The sequence below is a fragment of the Methylocystis sp. MJC1 genome, from assembly GCF_026427715.1.
Classification (GTDB): domain Bacteria; phylum Pseudomonadota; class Alphaproteobacteria; order Rhizobiales; family Beijerinckiaceae; genus Methylocystis.
In genome coordinates, this window is sequence record NZ_CP107558.1 from 122,047 (window position 1) to 139,439 (window position 17,393).

Sequence of the window (17,393 nt, forward strand, 5' to 3'; positions counted from 1 at the left end):
GCGATCCTATTTGAGGCGCCGCGACTTTGGGCGCTTTGGCGAAGCATTAACCTTAATAGGTTCTGATTGGCGCAGAGGCCGGAACGCCCTCGAGCGGACGTTCGCCGGCCGCTTCAACGGAGCGCCCTCCGCTCCGCCGGAACCAAAATGCGCAGCCGTAACCAGTCCTTCCCCTTTGTCGACGCGTCTGGCGACTATACCCTCGAGGTGTCGCGCGGCCATTTCAGGCGCAAGTTTCGCCTGTCGCTTTCGGCGCTCGTGGCCGGCGGCGCGGTCGCCGCCCTTCTCGTGGCCACGGTCGTCGGCGCCGCCGCCTATTTGATCTTCCGCGACGAGCTGCTCGCCGGCCTGATCGATCGCCACACACAGATGCAATACGCCTATGAGGATCGGATCGCCGCTTTGCGGCTGCGCCTCGACCAGCTCGCGAGCCGGCAGTTCATCGACCAGGACAGCGTCGAGGGGAAGGTTCAAAATCTGGTTGTCCGGCAGGCGCAGCTCGAGACGCGCGCCGCCGTTGTCGCCCAGCTGCTTGAACGCACCATTTCCAGCGACGCCGGAGTTACGTTGGTGACGCCGGCCGCCCGCGAGCCTTCGGCTCTGAGTGCGGTAAAGGCGGGCCTGCCGCTCGCAAAGGCGCCGCCCATTTCCGCCGGGATCAACGGCCAGAAGGGCGCCACGGAAGAGGCTCCGCTGGGCTACGCGCCAAAGCCCGCACCCGAGGGGCTCGAGCTGCGGCTCGGCGACGAATCGAAGCCGCTGCCGCTCGCGCCGCCCGGCGCCGCGCCCAAGCGCGACGAGCGCGGGCCCATCGACACCTCGATGGCTCCGCGGACAGCTACGCCGTCGCTCGCGCTCGCGCACGCCGCCGATCCCGGCGCACCCATGCCCCTGCGCCTCGAAAGCCTCGCCGTCTCGCTCGATCACGTCGAGCGGGATCAGGCGCGCCGTCTTTCCGGCATCGTGCGCCCCGCCCTTGAGGCCGCGACCCGCCTGCGGCAGGCTTTCGACATCGCGGGCGTTTCCGTCGATCGCTACATCAAGCCCCGGCACAAGGACGCCGCGCTGGCGGTCGGCGGCCCGTTCGTCGCGGCCCCTGCGCGCGCGACCGACAGTTTGTTCGAACGCGATCTCGCCGCTGCGCAATCGGCTGTCGCGACGCTCGACGGCCTGCGCCGCGCGCTGCCGACAACGCCATTGCGCAAGCCGCTTACAGGCGAGCTCCAGCTCACCTCGACCTTCGGCTATCGCACGGACCCCTTCTTCGGACGCCCGGCGCTGCATAGCGGCGTCGATCTGCGCGAGGACTATGGCGCCCCTGTCAAGGCGACCGCCGCGGGAACCGTCAGCGTCGCCGGGCCGCAGGGCGGCTATGGCAATCTGGTGGAGATCGACCACGGCGGCGGCATGTCCACCCGCTACGGCCATCTCTCGGCGATCAACGTCTTCCCCGGCCAGCCGGTCGGGCCCGGCGCCGTCGTCGGCCGCGTCGGCTCCACGGGACGCTCCACCGGCCCGCATCTTCATTATGAGGTGCGCATCGACGGCGAGGCGGTCGATCCGTCGCGCTTTCTCAAGGCCGCCTCCGCGCTGGGCGGCATTGTCCAGTAGTCGTAGAGACGCGTATCGACGTTCATACAGGTATTGACAGAATCAGCCCGCGCTGGAAGTCTCGCGCCATGGCCACGACGAAGGTTTTCAAATCCGGCAATAGTCTTGCGGTGCGCTTGCCGCGCGAGATCGCTTTTCCCGAGGGGTCGGAGGTGATTGTGACCCGGCAGGGCGAAAGCCTCGTCGTTTGCCCCGCCCGTCTCGATATGAAGACGCTCGTCTCTCGTCTTGCCCTGGCCCCGGCGCCGCCGCCGCTGGATCCGCCGGAGTTCAAGCCGCCGAGGCGCGAATGGACCGAAGCCGAGTGACGCCCCGTTATCTCTTGGACGCAACAGTCGTTTTCGCTGCGGCAAGCGGCGAGATGGCGACGCTCGCCAAGCTGTCTCGGCTGTCGATTTCCGACGTTGCGATCCCGGCGCTGGTTTATTGCGAGCTAGTGGGCGGCGCGGCGACCGCCGGAAAGAGCCCGAGGCTCGCCGAGAATGTCGCATTGCTCGCGCAAAACGTCGACATCCTCCCCTTCGACCGCGCGGCGGCCGAGGCCTATGCCGCCATGCTGCGCAAAATCGAGCCCAAAAGACGCCGCATGCTCGACCGCATGGTGGCGGCGCAGGCGATAGCAGAGGGTCGAATCCTCATTACGCTCGCGCCGCGCGACTTCGAGGATTTGCCGGACCTCTCGCTGGAAAGCTGGGCGATTTAGGCTAGGCGGCTCACGATAGAGATTGTCGACCCGGCCCGCATCGGGGCTATGGGAGTCACGCCTCTCGGAAGCGTCATGGCCGGGACGAGCCCGGCCTTGACGAGGGTCGGCCGTTCCGTCGCCCTCGCGTTACTCCACGTCCTCCACCTTCTCCGGGCCGCCGCCATAGATGCGCTGGGCGAGAGAAGCCTGCATGAAGTCGTCGAGCTCGCCGTCGAGCACTTCCGAGGGCGTGCCCGACGTGACGCCGGTGCGCAGGTCCTTCACCAGCTGATAGGGCTGCAGAACATAAGAGCGAATCTGGTGTCCCCAGCCGATCTCGGTCTTGCTGGCGGCCACCTTGTTCGCCTCGGCCTCGCGCATTTCCAGCTCGCGCTCATAGAGGCGGGCGCGCAGCATGTTCCAGGCGGTCGCGCGGTTCTTGTGCTGCGAGCGCTCGGCCTGACAGGCGACGACGATGCCGGTCGGCAAATGCGTGATGCGGATCGCCGAATCGGTCGTGTTCACGTGCTGGCCGCCCGCGCCGGACGATCTATACGTGTCAATACGGCAGTCCGACTCGTTGATATTGACCTCTATCCGGTCGTCCACGACCGGATAGACCCACACCGACGCGAAGCTCGTATGGCGGCGGGCGTTCGAGTCGAAGGGCGAGATGCGCACCAGGCGATGCACGCCCGATTCGGTCTTGGCCCAGCCATGGGCGTTGTGGCCCTTGACCAGAAGCGTGCCCGATTTGATGCCCGCCTCTTCGCCGGCGGTCTCCTCGATCACCTCGACCTTGAACTTCTTGCGCTCGCCCCAGCGGGCGTACATGCGGAACAGCATGCGCGCCCAATCCTGGCTCTCGGTGCCGCCGGCGCCGGAGTGAATTTCGATGAAGGTGTCGTTGCCGTCGGCTTCGCCCGAGAACAGCGCCTCGATCTGACGGCGCTGGGCCTCCTTGAGAAGGACCTTGAGCGCCTCGACGCCCTCTTTCTCGGTCGTTTCGTCACCGGCTTCTTCGCCAAGCTCGACGAGCGTCAGCGCGTCTTCGAGATCGCGCGCAAGCTTGTCGATCGCGCCCATCTGCTCCTCGAGCTGGGTGCGTTCGCGCATGAGCTTCTGCGCTTCGTCGGCGTTGTTCCAGAAATTGGGGTCTTCGGCCTTGACGTTCAGTTCGGCGAGACGGCGGGTTGCAGTCTCGACGTCAAAGATGCCTCCTCAGCAGTCCCATGGACTGCTCGATCTGTTCTTTGAGCGCAAGCGGCTCGGCGCGCATGGGTTTTTGTCTTTCGGAAAGCTTGGGGAGCGGCGCTCCCTGTTAAGTGGCGCGGAAATTAGGCGGGGCGGGGCGGCATGTAAAGCGCCGATCGTGTCAGCCTCAGTAACTGCTGCTCAGTAACTGCTGGTGTCGGCCGGCGGCGCCGGCGGCTTGGAGCCGCGCGGCCGGCTCTCCTCGGCGCCCTCGGAGTCGGTAAGGCCCCAGCGCCGCATCAACAGCAGCACGAGCCCCGCCGCAAAAATACAAACGATGGTGGCGTAGACGACGCCCTCCTCGCTTTCCGAGAAAGGCAGATTCTTAAGATTCATCCCGAAAAAGCCGGTGACAAAGGTCGCCGGCAGCAAGAGCGTCGTGACCACGGTCAGCACATAGAGCCGGTCGTTGGTCTCGAGATTCAGAATGGCGTTCAGCTCGTCCTGCAGCAGGCGGGCGCGATCCTGGAGGGTTTGCATGTCCCGGGCGAGCGATTCGGTATGCTGCACGAGCCGGGACGCGGTCTCGCGCAGCGCGTTGTCGGCGGCGCTATTGGGATCGTCCTCGATATCTTCGAGGCGCGCCAGCGTCGAAACAAGGCCACCGATCTGCCGCGAGAGCCGCACGGCGTCGCGGCGCCCGGCGCCGAGCAGCGGCCGCGCATCCCGCCCGCGCGCGTCGATGATCAAATCCTCGGCGCGATCGAAGGCGAGGCCGATGTCATTAGCCATCCGGCTCAGCTCGTCGACGATGTTGGCCGTCATCATCTCGAAGAGGGCGAAGGGCGATTCGACGGTGGTCCCCCTGCCGACGGCGCTGCGAATGGCGTCGACGCAGCTCATCGGCCGCCGCCGGGCTGTCACCAGGAAGCTTTCGTCTATCGCGAAGCGCAGGAAATCCGTGCGCGACGCCGGACCGGCGAGGGTGCGCTCGTGATCGAGCAGGGCGCCGCTCAGCAGGCCTTCCGAATATTCGAGATATTGGTGATCTACCGGCTCGCGGAGCGCCTCGCGCGCGCTGTCCGAGAGCACCCCGATCCGGCCGATGAGCGGCCGCGCGCGCACGTCGGTCAGATCGAGATGCAGCCAGACAAAGCCCTCGCGCGCCTCGCCAAGAGCGTCGAGATCGACCGTCGAGCCCGGCTCGGCGCGGCCCTGCGCGTCGAAGCGGATGATCCAGAGACAGCCGGGAATGCCGGCGTGAAGGGGTTCTTTCAGACGGTCGGCGGTCATGAGCTCGAGCTGTAGGGGATCGTCTAGGCCGCGCCGAGCCTCGCGGTGAATTCCGGCGCAACCGGGGGCGGCGGTTCGGCGTCCAGATGCGCGACAAGCCGCCGAGGCCGATGAGAGAAAGCGACAGCGTTTCAATTAAACGCGTCCCCGGCGCTTGGGAAGGCGCCCCCACTTATTTTCATCGGCCGGGCAGTCACGCGGGCAGTCGTCTGTTTATGACACAATTGCGACGCAGTATCTCTCACAAGGCCATGGAAATTTTACGTTTTTTTCAACTCCGGCCCCCAACCTCAAGCTAGATATTGGTCTATGTTGGTGTAGCGTCATGATGGCTATGGATCCGGCGGAAGATATATCCGCCGCTTTTGGTGTGCTCAGCGACTTCGAGGAAGTCCGCGAGCTGTGCGTCAGCTGGGGCTGCCAGACAGAGAAGCCATCTGAATTTCCACGCTTCGAGGAACTCGCTCTGGGGAGTCTCGGAACCCTCGCCGACGATCTCGGCCTCATGGGGGAGGGGCGCGGCGGCGGCCTCGAAATCTATTATGCGGGCAGATCGATCGAGAGCTGGCTCGGTCAGGAGCTACGATGCACGGCCTTGGAGGCGATCGACCAATATTGCGCCGCCTCTATGCGCGAAACGGTGGCCCTCGCGACGCAGCGGCGCCGTCCTGCCATGCAGGTCTTGCATTGCCTGCGGGACGGCCTCGCGACGAGCCGTGAAATCGTCATCTTCCCGCTCTCGACCAGAAAGGGCGCGACGGTTTTTCTCGTCTTCTCGCGGGAACGGGCGCAGGCGCACAACATCGTCGACGCCATTTACCGCGCCACGGACGACGGTTTGGTCACGCTCGCGGCCGTCTTCGGCGAGGCCGCCGGCGCGCCCGTGGATTTCCGCATTCTGAGCCTCAATGACGGAGCCGCACGGCTATTCGGGGGGGCTGAAACGGCGCTTCGCTGGCGGCGCCTCTCCGAGGCGGCCCCTGCCTTCGCGCGCGACGGCACGCTCTCCCGGCTGATCGAGCTTTCGAAAAACCGGCGCTGCGACGAATTCGAAATCGCCGGGCCGCTCGCGGAGTCGCCCCGGCATTTGCGCCTCAGCGCCGCCCCAATGAGCGCCGATCTCATCGCCATTACGCTGACCGACGTGACCCGGCTCAAAGCCCGAGAGGAATATTTCCGGCTGCTCTTCGAAGAAAATCCGATGCCCATGTGGGTGCACGACCCACATAGCCGGCAAATCCTCGCAGCCAATGACGCGGCGGTCCGGCATTTTGGCTATCCACGCGACCGCCTTCTGGACGCCACGCTCGAAGCTCTCTTCGACGAGAAAGAACACCCGCACCTTCCGGGCATCCAAGGAATCCCGGACGACGCAAGCGCAGATCGAATCTGGCAGGGGCGCTCTGCCGACGGGCGGCGTCGGGATATAGAAATTCACGCTCGGGAACTCGACTTCGACGGCCGACGGGCCGTCCTCGTCTCGGTGGTCGACGTAACCGAGCAACTGGCGGCTTCGGCGCGCATCGCCCATATGGCGCTTCACGATTCGCTCACCGGTCTCGCTAATCGCAACCAGTTTCGCATGCGCCTCGCCGCCAGCCTGGAGGCCCTTCAGCCGGGCGAGGCACTCGCCGCGCATTACATCGATCTCGATGATTTCAAGGACATCAACGACACGCTGGGGCATCCCGCGGGCGATCAATTGCTGGTCGCCGTGGCCGAGCGGCTCTCCGACATCCTACGGCCGGGGGACATGGTCGCCCGCCTCGGAGGGGACGAGTTCGCCTTTGTCCAACCAGGTCTCGCTTCGCCGGACGAGGCCGCCCAATTCGCCGAAAAAATCGTCGGCGCGCTCGGCCACCCGCTCAAAATCAACGGACAGAATGTTCTGGTGAGCGCGAGCGTCGGCGTGGCCATCGCCCCGGCGCACGCCAGCGACCCGGACACTCTGCTGCAATATGCGGATATCGCGCTTTATCAGGTCAAGCAGGCCGGCGGCGGCGCCTATCGGCTCTTCGACGCGGGGATGGCGGCGTCGCTGATGCGTCGCCGCATTTTGGAGGCGGACCTCCGGGACGCGCTGATGCGCAACGCCTTCGAGGTGCATTATCAGCCCATCGCTGAGATCGAAAGCCGCCGCATCGTCGCGATGGAGGCTTTGCTGCGCTGGACCCATCCGACCCGCGGGCCCATTTCTCCCGTGGAGTTCATCCCCATCGCCGAGGCCAGCGGGCTCATCATCCCGATCGGCGAGATGGCGCTCAGGCGCGCTTGCGTCGAAGCCATGCACTGGCCGCCGACCGTGCGCTTGAGCGTCAATCTTTCGCCGGCGCAGTTCAAGTCCGAGGCCCTCGTCCAATCGGTCGTCCGGGCGCTGGAGTCCAGCGGCCTGCCGGCGAACCGCCTGGAGCTGGAGATCACCGAGTCGGTTCTGCTGGTGGAGAGTCGCGACAATCTCTCGATCTTGCACCAGCTGCGCGCCTTGGGCGTGCATATTTCGCTCGACGATTTCGGAACGGGCAATTCCTCGCTCTTCTATCTTCGGGCGTTCCCTTTCGACAAAATCAAGATCGATCGCTCCTTCGTGCAGGAGCTGCCGACCAATCAGCAGTGCGTCGCCATTGTTCGCGCGGTGACGGGCATCGGCCAGTGTCTGAATGTGGCGACGGTGGCGGAAGGGGTGGAGACGGAAGAGCAGCTTGCGCATCTTCGCAAGGAAGGCTGCACGCAAATGCAGGGCTATCTCTTCGCCAGGCCGCAGCCGGCAGAAATGGCGCGCAAGCTTTTCGGCGCGTGGCAGGAGGAGGGGGCCGCGGCGTGAGCGGCTTGCCCCGCCCCGGCCACGCGCCAACATTTTCTGTCCAGCCGCCGGATCGGCGCCGAACCAATCAGCCCTTCTTCTCGCAAAGCGGCTGATCGCATTTGCGCGCATTGGCGATAATCTCGCGCAGCGGCTTTGCGCCTGGCCAGCCGAGGATCGCCGTTCCCGCGATGACGAAAGCGGGCGTCATCGCCAAGCCCAGCGCCGCGGCGAGGCGCGTTTGCTTTTTGACGACGTCGCTGACCGTTTCGCTATCGGCCGATTCTTCCACCTTGGCCGGATCGAGCCCCATGGCGCGCACGATGGCGAGCGCTGCCGGTCCATTGGCGCCGCCGCGCGCTGCATACATCTTCAGATGAAAATCATAGGCCTTCGCCGGGCCGTAAAGCCGCAAGACAGATTGTTGGACCTTCGCCGCCTGCACCGAGCCGATGGAGAGAATGGCGTTGTTGATCAGGCCGACGCGCAAGTTTTGGTCGGCTGCGGCGATGCTCGCAAGCTCTCGAGCGGCTTTTCGACAGAAAACGCAGTTGTAGTCGAAGAATTCATAGAGGATCACATCGCCGTCGCGGCGACCTTCCCATAAAATGCCGGGAAGACTTGCCGGGTCCAGCTCCGATGGGATGCGGAAATTTTGCATCGGCTCGCCGGTCTCGCCGCGCAAGGGAAAGGCGGAATTGTCCTGCGCGCGAAGCGGAGAGAGCGAGAGAAATGGAGCCGCGCCGAGGACGCCGAGCGCCGCGCGTCTGGTCAATTGCCGGTTCGGACGATCAAACTTCAATTTTTTGCTCCTTGGCTTTTCGGCGCTGCCGACGCCGAAACGATCATCCCCACGGACCGGGCTTCGGTTGATCGAGGGGGCTGCGACCGTCCTTCGGCAGAAAAGACCCTTCCTCCGGCTGCGGCTCGATCGACTCGGGCGCGGCTTCCTCGATCGGCGCGGGATCAGGCGCAATCTCCACGTCCTGTCCGCCCGCATAAGCAATGAGCGCCCGGATGCGCTCGTCTACGCTCGGATGCGTGGCGAGCCAGCTTGATTCTTCCACCCGCGCGGGGCTCTCGATGAAGAAGGCGTGCATGCGCGAGGGCATGTCGGGAATGACCGCATGCGCCTGGATTTTGCGCAGCGCGGAGATCATGGCGTCGGGGTTTTTGGTCAATTCCACAGAGCCGGCGTCGGCGAGAAATTCGCGCGAGCGCGACAGCGCGAAGCGGATCAGCACCGAGGCGCCCCAGCTCAGCAGGATGATGAGCAGCGCCAGGACAATCGCGATAATCGCGCCACCGTCGCGCCGATTGTCCTCGCGATCGGACGAGCGGGTCGGCATGAAACCGAAAGGGAAATTCCAGTTGCGGAAGGTGAGATCGGCGACGAAGGCGAAAATGCCGGCGAAGATCACCGCGATCACCATCATCTGAACGTCGCGGTTGCGGATATGCGTCAGCTCATGGGCGAGCACCGCCTCGATCTCGGGGTCGGTCAATTCCACGAGCAGGCCGCGCGTCACGGCGATGTGATATTTCCCCTCTTCAAGGCCCGACGCATAGGCGTTGAGCGCGTCGCTCTCGACGATCTGCAGCGCGGGGATGGGAATGCCGCGCGAGATGCAGAGATTTTCGAGGAGATTGTAGAGCCGGGGCGATTCCGCGCGGGTGACGTCATGCGCGCCGGTCGCGAAGTCGATCATCCTCTGGTGAAAAAAATAGGCAATGGCGAACCAGGCGCTCGCCGCCGCGACGCCGATCGGCCAGCCATATTTGAGGTCCTTTGTCGCGCGGGCGACGATATCGTCGAAAGGCGCGTCGCCGGCATTAAGGGCCTCGAAGATCAGCGCGAAGGAAAACATCAGCGCCAGCAGCAGGACGACAAAGCCCGCAAGCAGAAAGGCGGAGCGCATCCGATTGGCGCGGATGTGGGAATAAAGGCCGTAGGCTTTGAACATGGGGTTTTCCGTATTAGGGCGCCGCCGCGTGGCGTCCCGTCATTGCGAGCGAAGCGAAGCAATCCAGGGCGTCATCTCGGCTCTGGATCGCTTCGTCGCTTTGCTCCTCGCAATGACGGGACTGCGTCCCACTCAAAACTGCACCTTCGGCGCCGCTTCTATGGCCTTCTGCTCGGCCTCGCCCAGGTTGAAATAGTCCATAGGCTCGAATGCGTAACGCTGGGCAATGAGAAAGCCGGGAAAGCCCTCGCGCGTGGCGTTGTATTCTGCGACCGTATTGTTGAGGAAACGCCGCGCAGCGGAAATCTTGTTCTCTATGTCCGCCAGTTCGCTCTGCAGTTGCTGGAAGTTCTGATTGGCCTTTAGATCGGGATAGGCTTCGCTAAGCGCGATGAGGCGGGAAAGCGCGCCGGTCAGCGCGCCTTCGGCGGCGCCCTGCGCCGTGGGGCCGGCCGCAGAAACGGCTGCGTTGCGCGCCTTGACCACGTCTTCGAGCGTCGTCTTCTCATGCGTGGCGTAGCCCTTCACCGTCTCGACCAGATTGGGAACAAGGTCGTGGCGTTGCTTGAGCTGGACATTGATGTCGGAGAAGGCCTGTTTGCAGCGCTGCCGCAGATTGACGAGACCATTATAGGCCCCGACCAGCCAGAAGCCGACCGCCGCCGCGAGGCCGAGCAATATGAGTAGCGCCATTTGACATTCCTCCCCTTGGCCCGCCGCGTGAAACCGCCGCCGGAGCGCGCGCATGTTAGCCCTGCGCCGCGTCCGGGCATAGGCCGAGTCTATTTGACGGAACGGCCGCTCACGCCTATCTCTTGACGAAAGGCTCACGGCTCGCTGCACGCGACGAACCCTAAAAGAATTAGCGATGGCTCTTCTGCCGATCATCACCCTGCCCGATCCCCGGCTGCGCAAGGTCTCGCAGCCGGTGGAGCGCGTCGACGCCGAGATCTTGCAGCTTCTCGACGATATGCTGGAGACCATGTACGAGGCGCCCGGCGTCGGGCTCGCCGCCATTCAGGTGGCCGTGGCCAAGCGCATCGTCGTCGTTGACATTGGCAAGTCGGAGGAGGAGCGCAGCCCGCTCTTCCTCGTCAATCCGCAGATCATCTGGGCCTCGGAGGAGCTGTCCTCCTATAACGAGGGCTGCCTCTCGGTGCCGGATTATTTCGACGACGTGAAGCGCCCGGCCCGCGTGCGCGTGCGCCATCTCGACCGCGCCGGCGAGGCGCAGGAATTCGACGCCGAGGGCTTCCTCGCCACTGTCGTGCAGCATGAGCTCGAACATCTCGAAGGCGGGCTGTTCATCGACAATCTGTCGCGGCTGAAACGCGAGCGCGTCGTCAAGAAATTCACCAAGGCGGCGCGGATGGACGAGATCGTGGCCCAGCGCCGCACCGACGCCGCCCGGCAGTCGGAAGACATCGAGGCCTGACGCTTGCGCGTGATTTTCATGGGCACGCCGGATTTCGCGACGGCGCTGCTGAAAGAGCTTTGCGCGCGCGGTCACGAGATCGTGGCCGTCTATTCCCAGCCGCCGCGCCCGGCGGGGCGGGGGATGTCGGAGAAGAAATCCAGCGTCCATCAATTCGCCGAGAGCAAAGGGCTTCTCGTGCGCACGCCGAAGAGCCTGCGTGGGGCCGAGGAGCAGGAGGCGTTCAAGGCGCTCGGCGCCGATGTGGCGGTGGTCGCGGCTTATGGCCTGCTGCTGCCGCAGCCCATTCTCGACGCGCCGAAACATGGCTGCCTGAACCTTCACGGCTCGCTGCTGCCGCGTTGGCGCGGCGCGGCGCCGATCCAGCGCGCGATCATGGCCGGCGACAAGGAGAGCGGCGTCGAGGTGATGAAGATGGACGCCGGGCTCGACACGGGCCCTGTCGCGCTCACCGCGAAGACGCCCATCGGCCCCGATATGACGGCCGGTGAACTGCACGACAGGCTCGCCGAGCTCGGGGCGCCCTTGATGACCGATGCGCTCGATCTTCTTGCCAAGGGCGACTTGCGTTTCACGCCGCAGCTAGAGGAAGGCGCCTGCTACGCCGCCAAGATCGACAAGGCGGAGGCGCGCATCGATTGGCGCCGGCCGGCGCAGGCGCTGCATGATCATGTGCGCGGCCTCGCGCCCTTTCCGGGGGCCTTTTTCGAGGGCGATCTCGGCCATGGCGTCGAGCGCGTGAAAGCGCTGCGCACGCAGGTGGAAGCGGGCAAAGGCGAGCCGGGGACAATTCTCGACGAGGCCGGCCTCATCGCCTGCGGCGATGGCGCGCTTCGGCTGCTGCGCGTGCAGCGCGCCGGCAAGGGCGAGATGGCGATCGAGGAATTTCTGCGCGGCCGCAAGCTCGCGAAGGGCGCCGTGCTGGGATGATGCGGCGGCAGGGCCAGTTTCGCTCCCCTCGCGAACAGGGGAGTCACTCATTTCGGAACCGTCATGGCCGGGCTTGTCCCGGCCACCCACGCCAAGGGGCACAGCTTGCCTACGGACAGGATCGGCTCTGCGCTACAGACCTATCCGAGCGACGTCCCGGTCGGTTGATTTTTCGAAATTGGAGTCCATCCGCCCCAGATGAGCCGTCATTGCGCGGCGTGGATGGCCGGGACGTGCCCGGCCATGACGAGGCGGGGAGTTAGTGGTCTGACATGCCCCGCTACGCGCTCACCATCGAATATGACGGCGGACCCTTCGTCGGCTGGCAGCGGCAGGCCAATGGCATGTCCGTGCAGCAGCGGTTGGAGGAGGCTGTGTCCGCGATCAACGGCGCTCGGGCCATCATCCATGGCGCCGGGCGCACCGACGCCGGCGTGCATGCGCTGGGCCAGGTCGCCCATGTCGATCTCATGCGGGAATGGCGCGTGGATCGCCTGCGCGACGCGCTCAACGCGCACCTCAAGCCCGACCCCATTGCGGTGGTCGGCGCGCGGGCGGTGGATGAGACTTTTGAGGCGCGTTTCTCGGCCATCCGCCGCCACTACCGCTACATCATCGACAATCGCCGCGCGCCCTTGACCATCACGCTCGGCCGCGCCTGGCATGTCAAGCGCCCGCTCGACGCCGAGGCGATGCATGACGCCGCGCAGCGGCTCGTCGGCCGCTATGATTTCACCACCTTCCGCGCCTCCGAATGCCAAGCCAATTCGCCGATCCGCACGCTCGAGCGGCTCGACGTCCGCCGCAAGGGCGATCGGATAGAGATCGTCACTTGCGCAAGGTCCTTCCTGCATAATCAGGTGCGCTCCATGGCTGGTTCGCTGGAGCATGTCGGGACCGGCAAATGGTCCGCCGACGATCTCGCCGACGCCCTCGCGGCGAAAGACCGTGCGCGGTGCGGCCAGGTTGCCCCGCCGCACGGTCTCTATCTCGTCACCGTGGATTATTGAGTCACGGTCGCAGGCGCGTTGGTCCCGCTGGTTTCGGATTTCGCGGCGTCATCCTTTGCCGCCGCCGGCTGGTGCATTTTCTTCACCGCCGAGGTGTCGATCTTCTTGGCGGCGCTCTTGGGCGCATCGGGCGATTTCGGCTTCGCCAACGCGCCATGCATGGGAACGATGCTCGCCGACAGAACGGCGGCAAGAATGCCATTAACTCGGCTTCGATTCTGGATCATGAAAACCCCTCTCCTCGAAAGCCCCCTTTCCGGCGAATCGCCGGCCGCCCGAGACGATAACAACTGTCTACCGTGGAGATGTTGGGCCCCGCGCTTGGCGAGGCGGAGATAATTTCAAGGCGCAAACGGCCACGATTGAGGCGGCACGCCGCATTTCCATTCAAATAAAAAGGGGCCGCCGTAAGTCGACGCCCCCTTTTTGGTCGAGGATGCCTGCCGGGAACGACAGTGACCCGCTCTTACAGCGACCGTTCGAACTTCAGCACGCCGCCCTTGAAGCCCTTGAGCGTGAGCGTGTCGCCCTTCACGTCCCAATAGGGGCCGGAGAGCAGCACGCCCCAATAGTCGCGTTCGATGCCGGCCAGAGCGCCGTCGCATTGGCGTTCGTTGGTGGCGGGCATGGCGCGCGGGCCGAGGCGGTCCGGGCCGATCACGAAGACGCCGGACCAGTTCTTGCAGCCCGAAAAACCATTGGCGCGGCCGGTCGAGTCGATGTTGATCCACATCTCCACGGGCGGCGCCTTGCCGTTGATTTCCTTCAGCGTGAAGTTGCGGTTGTGCGGGAAGGGGACGTAGCGCGGAATGCCGCCCGACTCCTTGCCGCCCTCCGCGCCGCCCTGCTGCTGCTGCTCCTGCGCCTGGCCTTCATCGGCTGGCTTGGCGCGTTTCTTGGCCTGCGCCGGAGCGGCGATCATCGCGACGCAAAGAGCGGCCGCGAGGATCGAAAATAGCTTGTTCATGTCAGTCCCCTCCCTGGCGCGCGCCGCTCGCATGGAGCCATGCAGGCGATACGAAATCGCGCCGAATCAAAAAGCGAAAAGCGCGCTCTCGTCGCAAAAGCGTCGCCTTTGCGGAACGCGCTCTCAGGCGCTTGATTCGCATGCAAAAAAGCCCGAATCGCGGCAATGCGCCGCGCGGCAAGGCTAAGGCGCGATGGCTTTTATCACAACATGCTGGGCAGCACGCGGTCCGGCGGGCGGTGGCCGTCCATGAATGTCTTGATGTTGATGATGACCTTCTCGCCCATGTCGATGCGGCCCTCGATGGTCGCGGAGCCCATATGCGGCAAGAGCGTCACCTTGCCGCTCTGGGCGAGCTTGAGGAGCTTGGGCGATACGGCGGGCTCATGCTCGAAGACGTCGAGGCCGGCGCCGGCCATTTCATTGGCCTCCAGCATGCGCATCAGCGCGTTTTCGTCAACGATCTCGCCGCGCGCGGTGTTCACCAATATCGATTGCGGACGCAGATATTTCAGCCGGCGCGCCGAGAGCAGGTGATAGGTCGCTGGCGTGTGCGGGCAGTGGATCGACACGACGTCGACCCGCGCCAGCATCTGGTCGAGCGACTCCCAATAGGTCGCCTCCAGCTGTTCCTCGATCTCCACCGGGACGCGGCGGCGGTTGTGGTAATGGATCGAGAGGCCGAAGGCCTTGGCGCGCCGCGCCAGCGCCTGACCGATGCGGCCCATGCCGACGATGCCCAGCCGCTTGCCGGTGATGCGATGGCCGAGCATCCAGGTCGGCGACCAGCCGGCCCAGGCGCCTTCCGGGATCGCCCGCGCGCCTTCGACGAGCCGCCGCGCGACCGCGAGGATCAGGGCCATGGTCATGTCGGCGGTGTCCTCGGTGAGGACGCCCGGCGTGTTGGTGACGGTGATCGAGCGCCCGAGCGCCGAGGCGACGTCGATGTTGTCGACGCCATTGCCGAAATTGGCGATGAGCTTCATCTGCTCGCCCGCCTGCGAAATGAGGCTCGAATCGATGCGGTCGGTGATCGTCGGCACCAGCACTTCCGCCGTGCGCATGGCCTCGGCCAGCTCCTCATGGGTGAGCGGCTTGTCGGTCTCGTTGAGCCGGGTGTCGAAGAGCTCGCACATGCGGGTCTCGATGACTTCGGGCAAGCGTCGCGTCACGACTACGAGCGGCTTCTTTTTCGGCATGGTTGCGCTTCGTCCCTTCGGCTCGCCCGGATGGCTGCGTGGCAAAAACTCGAAAACTTGCTAAAAGCGTCGAGACCTCGGCCCTTGCGTCGGCGCGCCGGTTTCAACCCGGTCTTAACGATGGCAGGCGACAAAACGACGATGCCGCCCGGCGCCTGCTTTTTCGTTCCTAGCAGATGGCGGGCCAAAGACAAGACGAGCGATCATCCCCATCATGCGGCAGCAAAAAAGCAGGATTTCGACCGGCCTATTAGCGGCTTTCAGCTTGATTATGCTCCATTTTTCGCCTTTCGCGCGGGCGCAGGAGCCGCAGCTCGGCCCGGTGAGCAAATTGCCTATTCCCCGATATGTCAGCCTGAAATCGGATCGCGTCAATCTGCGCGAAGGGCCGAGCAAGGAGCATCCCACCCTCTGGATTTACCAGCGCGCCGGACTGCCCGTGGAGATTACCGCCGAATTCGAGACCTGGCGCAAGATTCGCGATTCGGAAGGCACGGAAGGCTGGGTGCTGCATTCGCTGCTCTCGGGCCGCCGCACGGCGCTGATCGCGCCCTGGAAAAAGGAGCCGCAGCTGCTGCTGGCGTCAGACCATTCGACGCCGGTGGCGAAGCTCGGGCCGGGCGTGATCGGCAATCTGCGTGGCTGCGACGGCAAATGGTGCCGCATCGCAAGCAAGGAATTTGATGGGTATATCCAGCAGGAGAATTTGTGGGGGGTGTATCCGGGGGAGAAGGTGGAGTAGCCCTCATCCGACCCCTGCTGACGCAGGGGCCACCTTCTCCCGCACGCGGGAGAAGGGAGAAACCCGAGTTTTCGATTCACAAAATTTCGACCGCGATTCCTTCTCCCGTTTACGGGAGAAGGTGGCCCCGCAAAGCGGGGTCGGATGAGGGCAGGGCCCTACCCCTCCCGCCGCAGCCGCACCACGACATCAACCCGATCGATCCGCAGCCCCTTGGGCGGCGTCGGCAGATTCGCCACCGCGACATTGGAGCCCGGAATATCGTAAAGCTCGCCGTCTTCCTCGATGAGGAAGTGGTGGTGGTCGCTCACATTGGTGTCGAAATAGACCCGCGCGCCATCGACGGCGATCTCGCGCAGGAGGCCAGCGTCGGTGAACTGATGCAGCGTATTATAGACGGTTGCGAGCGAGACCGAGAGATTGGCGGCGACCGCCTCGTCGAAGAGGCGCTCCGCGGTCACATGGCGGTCGCAGCCTCGAAAGAGCAGCTCGCCGAGCGCGACGCGCTGCCGGGTCGGGCGCAATCCGGCGTCGACCAGCATGGCGTGGACGGGCTTGCGGCGCTCGGAAAGGCCGGGCGATATCGGTTGGTTGGCGAAAACGTCCATTGGCGAGCGGCCCATGATTTTCTTTGACCTATACCAAAAAAACCCGGAAGCCTCAACTTCTGTCGCCCGTCTCGCATCGAGCGCCGCTGGCGCAAGCAGGCGCTTTCGGCGGGCTTCGGGCTATGTTACGGAACGCCAGCCCTAAAAAATCCGTCCCGTCGTCCTGCTGGGCTTGGGGCGGCGAAAACAAACGGGCGACGCGCGCTCGGTTCAGGAGCCGCGCAAAGGTGGGGAACAGGGCCTGTCAAAAGGCTGCAGCGGAGGCGGTGAGATCATGAGCGAACGGCGCTCGTCATTTGGCTATGAGGATTTGTTGGCCTGCGGGCGCGAGGAGCTCTTCGGCCCCGGCAATGCGCAACTGCCGCTGCCGCCGATGCTGATGTTCGACCGCGTCACCGAAATTTTCGAGACGGGCGGCGAGCTCGGCAACGGCTATATGCGCGCCGAGCTCGACGTCAAGCCGAGCCTCTGGTTCTTCGATTGCCACTTCAAGGGCAATCCGGTCATGCCCGGCTGCCTGGGCCTCGACGCGCTGTGGCAGATGGTCGGCTTCTATCTCGCCTGGCTCGGCAATCCCGGCCGCGGCATGGCGCTCGGCGTCGGCGAGGTGAAGTTCTCCGGCCAGGTGCGCCCGACCGTGAAGACCGTCACTTACGGCATCGACCTCAAGCGCGTACGCACGGGCAAGCTCGTGCTCGGCATGGCGGACGGCTGGGTGGCGGCGGACGGCCAGCGCATCTATGAGGCGAAGGACCTCAAGGTTGGCCTCGCAAACGCCCCGGCGCCGGCGGCGTGAGTTGATGCGGCACATCCTTCGAGACGCCCGCTTGGCGGGCTCCTCGGGATGAGGTTGTCGTTGCGAGAGAGTGGACGGCCCCAGCCGTTTTCCTCACCCTGAGGAGGCCGTCGTCTCGACGGGCGAGGAAAACCGGCCAGAAGCTATAGGAAACGGCGT

The 17,393-nt window shown here is 64.8% G+C and carries 18 protein-coding genes; 9 read left to right on the plus strand and 9 right to left on the minus strand.

Annotation, left to right across the window (positions count from 1 at the left end; translation table 11 throughout):
• The first annotated feature begins 147 nt into the window (after positions 1-147).
• The 3 genes from OGR47_RS21765 (at position 148) to OGR47_RS00595 (ending at position 2,314) form a co-directional block, all read left to right on the plus strand.
• The gene (locus OGR47_RS21765) at positions 148-1,611 is read left to right on the plus strand and encodes a M23 family metallopeptidase (RefSeq protein WP_305801356.1); all 1,464 of its coding nucleotides are present in this window, start codon (positions 148-150) and stop codon (positions 1,609-1,611) included.
• A 68-nt stretch (positions 1,612-1,679) separates the two neighbouring features.
• Entirely contained in the window at positions 1,680-1,919 is a 240-nt protein-coding gene (locus tag OGR47_RS00590; protein WP_165049700.1) for an antitoxin, read from the plus strand.
• Positions 1,901-2,314, plus strand: a complete 414-nt coding sequence (locus OGR47_RS00595; RefSeq protein ID WP_165049702.1) for a PIN domain-containing protein — start codon at positions 1,901-1,903, stop codon at positions 2,312-2,314. Before OGR47_RS00590 ends, OGR47_RS00595 begins: the two co-directional genes overlap by 19 nt.
• A gap of 129 nt (positions 2,315-2,443) precedes the next feature.
• On the opposite strand, the gene prfB is transcribed toward OGR47_RS00595, so the two are convergent.
• Both prfB and OGR47_RS00605 read right to left on the minus strand, forming a co-directional pair.
• Positions 2,444-3,575, minus strand: a protein-coding gene (gene prfB, locus OGR47_RS00600; RefSeq protein ID WP_165049705.1) for a peptide chain release factor 2 whose coding sequence is annotated in 2 segments (ribosomal slippage) — positions 2,444-3,505 and positions 3,507-3,575 — 1,131 coding nt in all. Because the reading frame shifts where the segments join, the coding sequence is not laid out codon by codon here.
• A gap of 116 nt (positions 3,576-3,691) precedes the next feature.
• Entirely contained in the window at positions 3,692-4,783 is a 1,092-nt protein-coding gene (locus OGR47_RS00605; protein ID WP_165049707.1) for a CorA family divalent cation transporter, read from the minus strand.
• 325 nt (positions 4,784-5,108) lie between these two features.
• Between OGR47_RS00605 and OGR47_RS00610 the strand changes: the two genes are divergently transcribed.
• The gene (locus OGR47_RS00610; protein ID WP_246729585.1) at positions 5,109-7,604 is read left to right on the plus strand and encodes a putative bifunctional diguanylate cyclase/phosphodiesterase; all 2,496 of its coding nucleotides are present in this window, start codon (positions 5,109-5,111) and stop codon (positions 7,602-7,604) included.
• Positions 7,605-7,671: 67 nt separating this feature from the next.
• Here OGR47_RS00610 and OGR47_RS00615 read toward each other — a convergent pair whose 3' ends face one another.
• The 3 genes from OGR47_RS00615 to OGR47_RS00625 all read right to left on the minus strand — a co-directional run bounded on the left by OGR47_RS00615 (position 7,672) and on the right by OGR47_RS00625 (position 10,240).
• Positions 7,672-8,385, minus strand: coding sequence for a DsbA family protein (locus tag OGR47_RS00615; protein WP_246729586.1), 714 nt, complete (start codon positions 8,383-8,385; stop codon positions 7,672-7,674).
• 43 nt (positions 8,386-8,428) lie between these two features.
• On the minus strand, positions 8,429-9,547 hold the full coding sequence (locus OGR47_RS00620) for a M48 family metallopeptidase (RefSeq protein WP_165049709.1): 1,119 nt from the start codon (positions 9,545-9,547) through the stop codon (positions 8,429-8,431).
• A gap of 132 nt (positions 9,548-9,679) precedes the next feature.
• Positions 9,680-10,240: a LemA family protein gene (locus tag OGR47_RS00625; protein WP_165049711.1), complete on the minus strand. Its 561-nt coding sequence runs from the start codon at positions 10,238-10,240 to the stop codon at positions 9,680-9,682.
• Between the two features lie 175 nt (positions 10,241-10,415).
• Here OGR47_RS00625 and def point away from each other — a divergent pair, with 175 nt between their 5' ends.
• The 3 genes from def (at position 10,416) to truA (ending at position 12,922) form a co-directional block, all read left to right on the plus strand.
• Positions 10,416-10,982, plus strand: coding sequence for a peptide deformylase (gene def, locus OGR47_RS00630; protein WP_165049713.1), 567 nt, complete (start codon positions 10,416-10,418; stop codon positions 10,980-10,982).
• A gap of 3 nt (positions 10,983-10,985) precedes the next feature.
• Positions 10,986-11,912, plus strand: a complete 927-nt coding sequence (gene fmt, locus OGR47_RS00635) for a methionyl-tRNA formyltransferase (protein ID WP_165049714.1) — start codon at positions 10,986-10,988, stop codon at positions 11,910-11,912.
• A gap of 272 nt (positions 11,913-12,184) precedes the next feature.
• Positions 12,185-12,922, plus strand: a complete 738-nt coding sequence (truA, locus tag OGR47_RS00640; protein WP_165049716.1) for a tRNA pseudouridine(38-40) synthase TruA — start codon at positions 12,185-12,187, stop codon at positions 12,920-12,922.
• On the opposite strand, the gene OGR47_RS00645 is transcribed toward truA, so the two are convergent.
• The 3 genes from OGR47_RS00645 to OGR47_RS00655 all read right to left on the minus strand — a co-directional run bounded on the left by OGR47_RS00645 (position 12,916) and on the right by OGR47_RS00655 (position 15,088).
• Positions 12,916-13,149 (minus strand): hypothetical protein, encoded by a 234-nt coding sequence (locus OGR47_RS00645; protein ID WP_165049719.1) that lies wholly within the window; start codon positions 13,147-13,149, stop codon positions 12,916-12,918. The genes truA and OGR47_RS00645 overlap by 7 nt on opposite strands.
• A 239-nt stretch (positions 13,150-13,388) precedes the next feature.
• Positions 13,389-13,889, minus strand: a complete 501-nt coding sequence (locus OGR47_RS00650) for an META domain-containing protein (RefSeq protein ID WP_165049721.1) — start codon at positions 13,887-13,889, stop codon at positions 13,389-13,391.
• Between the two features lie 203 nt (positions 13,890-14,092).
• Positions 14,093-15,088 carry a 2-hydroxyacid dehydrogenase gene (locus tag OGR47_RS00655; RefSeq protein ID WP_165049723.1) on the minus strand — a complete coding sequence of 332 codons (996 nt, stop codon included), beginning with the start codon at positions 15,086-15,088 and terminating at the stop codon, positions 14,093-14,095.
• Between the two features lie 271 nt (positions 15,089-15,359).
• On the opposite strand from OGR47_RS00655, the gene OGR47_RS00660 reads away from it, so the two are divergent.
• Positions 15,360-15,830 carry an SH3 domain-containing protein gene (locus OGR47_RS00660; RefSeq protein ID WP_246729587.1) on the plus strand — a complete coding sequence of 157 codons (471 nt, stop codon included), beginning with the start codon at positions 15,360-15,362 and terminating at the stop codon, positions 15,828-15,830.
• A 158-nt stretch (positions 15,831-15,988) separates the two neighbouring features.
• Here OGR47_RS00660 and irrA read toward each other — a convergent pair whose 3' ends face one another.
• Entirely contained in the window at positions 15,989-16,372 is a 384-nt protein-coding gene (irrA, locus tag OGR47_RS00665; RefSeq protein ID WP_246729592.1) for an iron response transcriptional regulator IrrA, read from the minus strand.
• 340 nt (positions 16,373-16,712) lie between these two features.
• On the opposite strand from irrA, the gene fabA reads away from it, so the two are divergent.
• Positions 16,713-17,234 (plus strand): 3-hydroxyacyl-[acyl-carrier-protein] dehydratase FabA, encoded by a 522-nt coding sequence (gene fabA / locus OGR47_RS00670; RefSeq protein WP_165049727.1) that lies wholly within the window; start codon positions 16,713-16,715, stop codon positions 17,232-17,234.
• Positions 17,235-17,393: the final 159 nt, after the last annotated feature.

Excerpts from the sequence above, each read along its gene's own strand:
- OGR47_RS21765 (WP_305801356.1), top strand. The coding sequence starts at position 148 with ATGCGCAGCCGTAACCAGTCCTTCCCCTTTGTCGACGCGTCTGGCGAC.
- OGR47_RS00590 (WP_165049700.1), top strand. The coding sequence starts at position 1,680 with ATGGCCACGACGAAGGTTTTCAAATCCGGCAATAGTCTTGCGGTGCGC.
- OGR47_RS00595 (WP_165049702.1), top strand. The coding sequence starts at position 1,901 with ATGGACCGAAGCCGAGTGACGCCCCGTTATCTCTTGGACGCAACAGTC.
- OGR47_RS00605 (WP_165049707.1), bottom strand. The coding sequence starts at position 4,783 with ATGACCGCCGACCGTCTGAAAGAACCCCTTCACGCCGGCATTCCCGGC.
- OGR47_RS00610 (WP_246729585.1), top strand. The coding sequence starts at position 5,109 with ATGATGGCTATGGATCCGGCGGAAGATATATCCGCCGCTTTTGGTGTG.
- OGR47_RS00620 (WP_165049709.1), bottom strand. The coding sequence starts at position 9,547 with ATGTTCAAAGCCTACGGCCTTTATTCCCACATCCGCGCCAATCGGATG.
- OGR47_RS00625 (WP_165049711.1), bottom strand. The coding sequence starts at position 10,240 with ATGGCGCTACTCATATTGCTCGGCCTCGCGGCGGCGGTCGGCTTCTGG.
- def (WP_165049713.1), top strand. The coding sequence starts at position 10,416 with ATGGCTCTTCTGCCGATCATCACCCTGCCCGATCCCCGGCTGCGCAAG.
- truA (WP_165049716.1), top strand. The coding sequence starts at position 12,185 with ATGCCCCGCTACGCGCTCACCATCGAATATGACGGCGGACCCTTCGTC.
- OGR47_RS00645 (WP_165049719.1), bottom strand. The coding sequence starts at position 13,149 with ATGATCCAGAATCGAAGCCGAGTTAATGGCATTCTTGCCGCCGTTCTG.
- OGR47_RS00650 (WP_165049721.1), bottom strand. The coding sequence starts at position 13,889 with ATGAACAAGCTATTTTCGATCCTCGCGGCCGCTCTTTGCGTCGCGATG.
- OGR47_RS00655 (WP_165049723.1), bottom strand. The coding sequence starts at position 15,088 with ATGCCGAAAAAGAAGCCGCTCGTAGTCGTGACGCGACGCTTGCCCGAA.
- OGR47_RS00660 (WP_246729587.1), top strand. The coding sequence starts at position 15,360 with ATGCTCCATTTTTCGCCTTTCGCGCGGGCGCAGGAGCCGCAGCTCGGC.
- irrA (WP_246729592.1), bottom strand. The coding sequence starts at position 16,372 with ATGCTGGTCGACGCCGGATTGCGCCCGACCCGGCAGCGCGTCGCGCTC.
- fabA (WP_165049727.1), top strand. The coding sequence starts at position 16,713 with ATGAGCGAACGGCGCTCGTCATTTGGCTATGAGGATTTGTTGGCCTGC.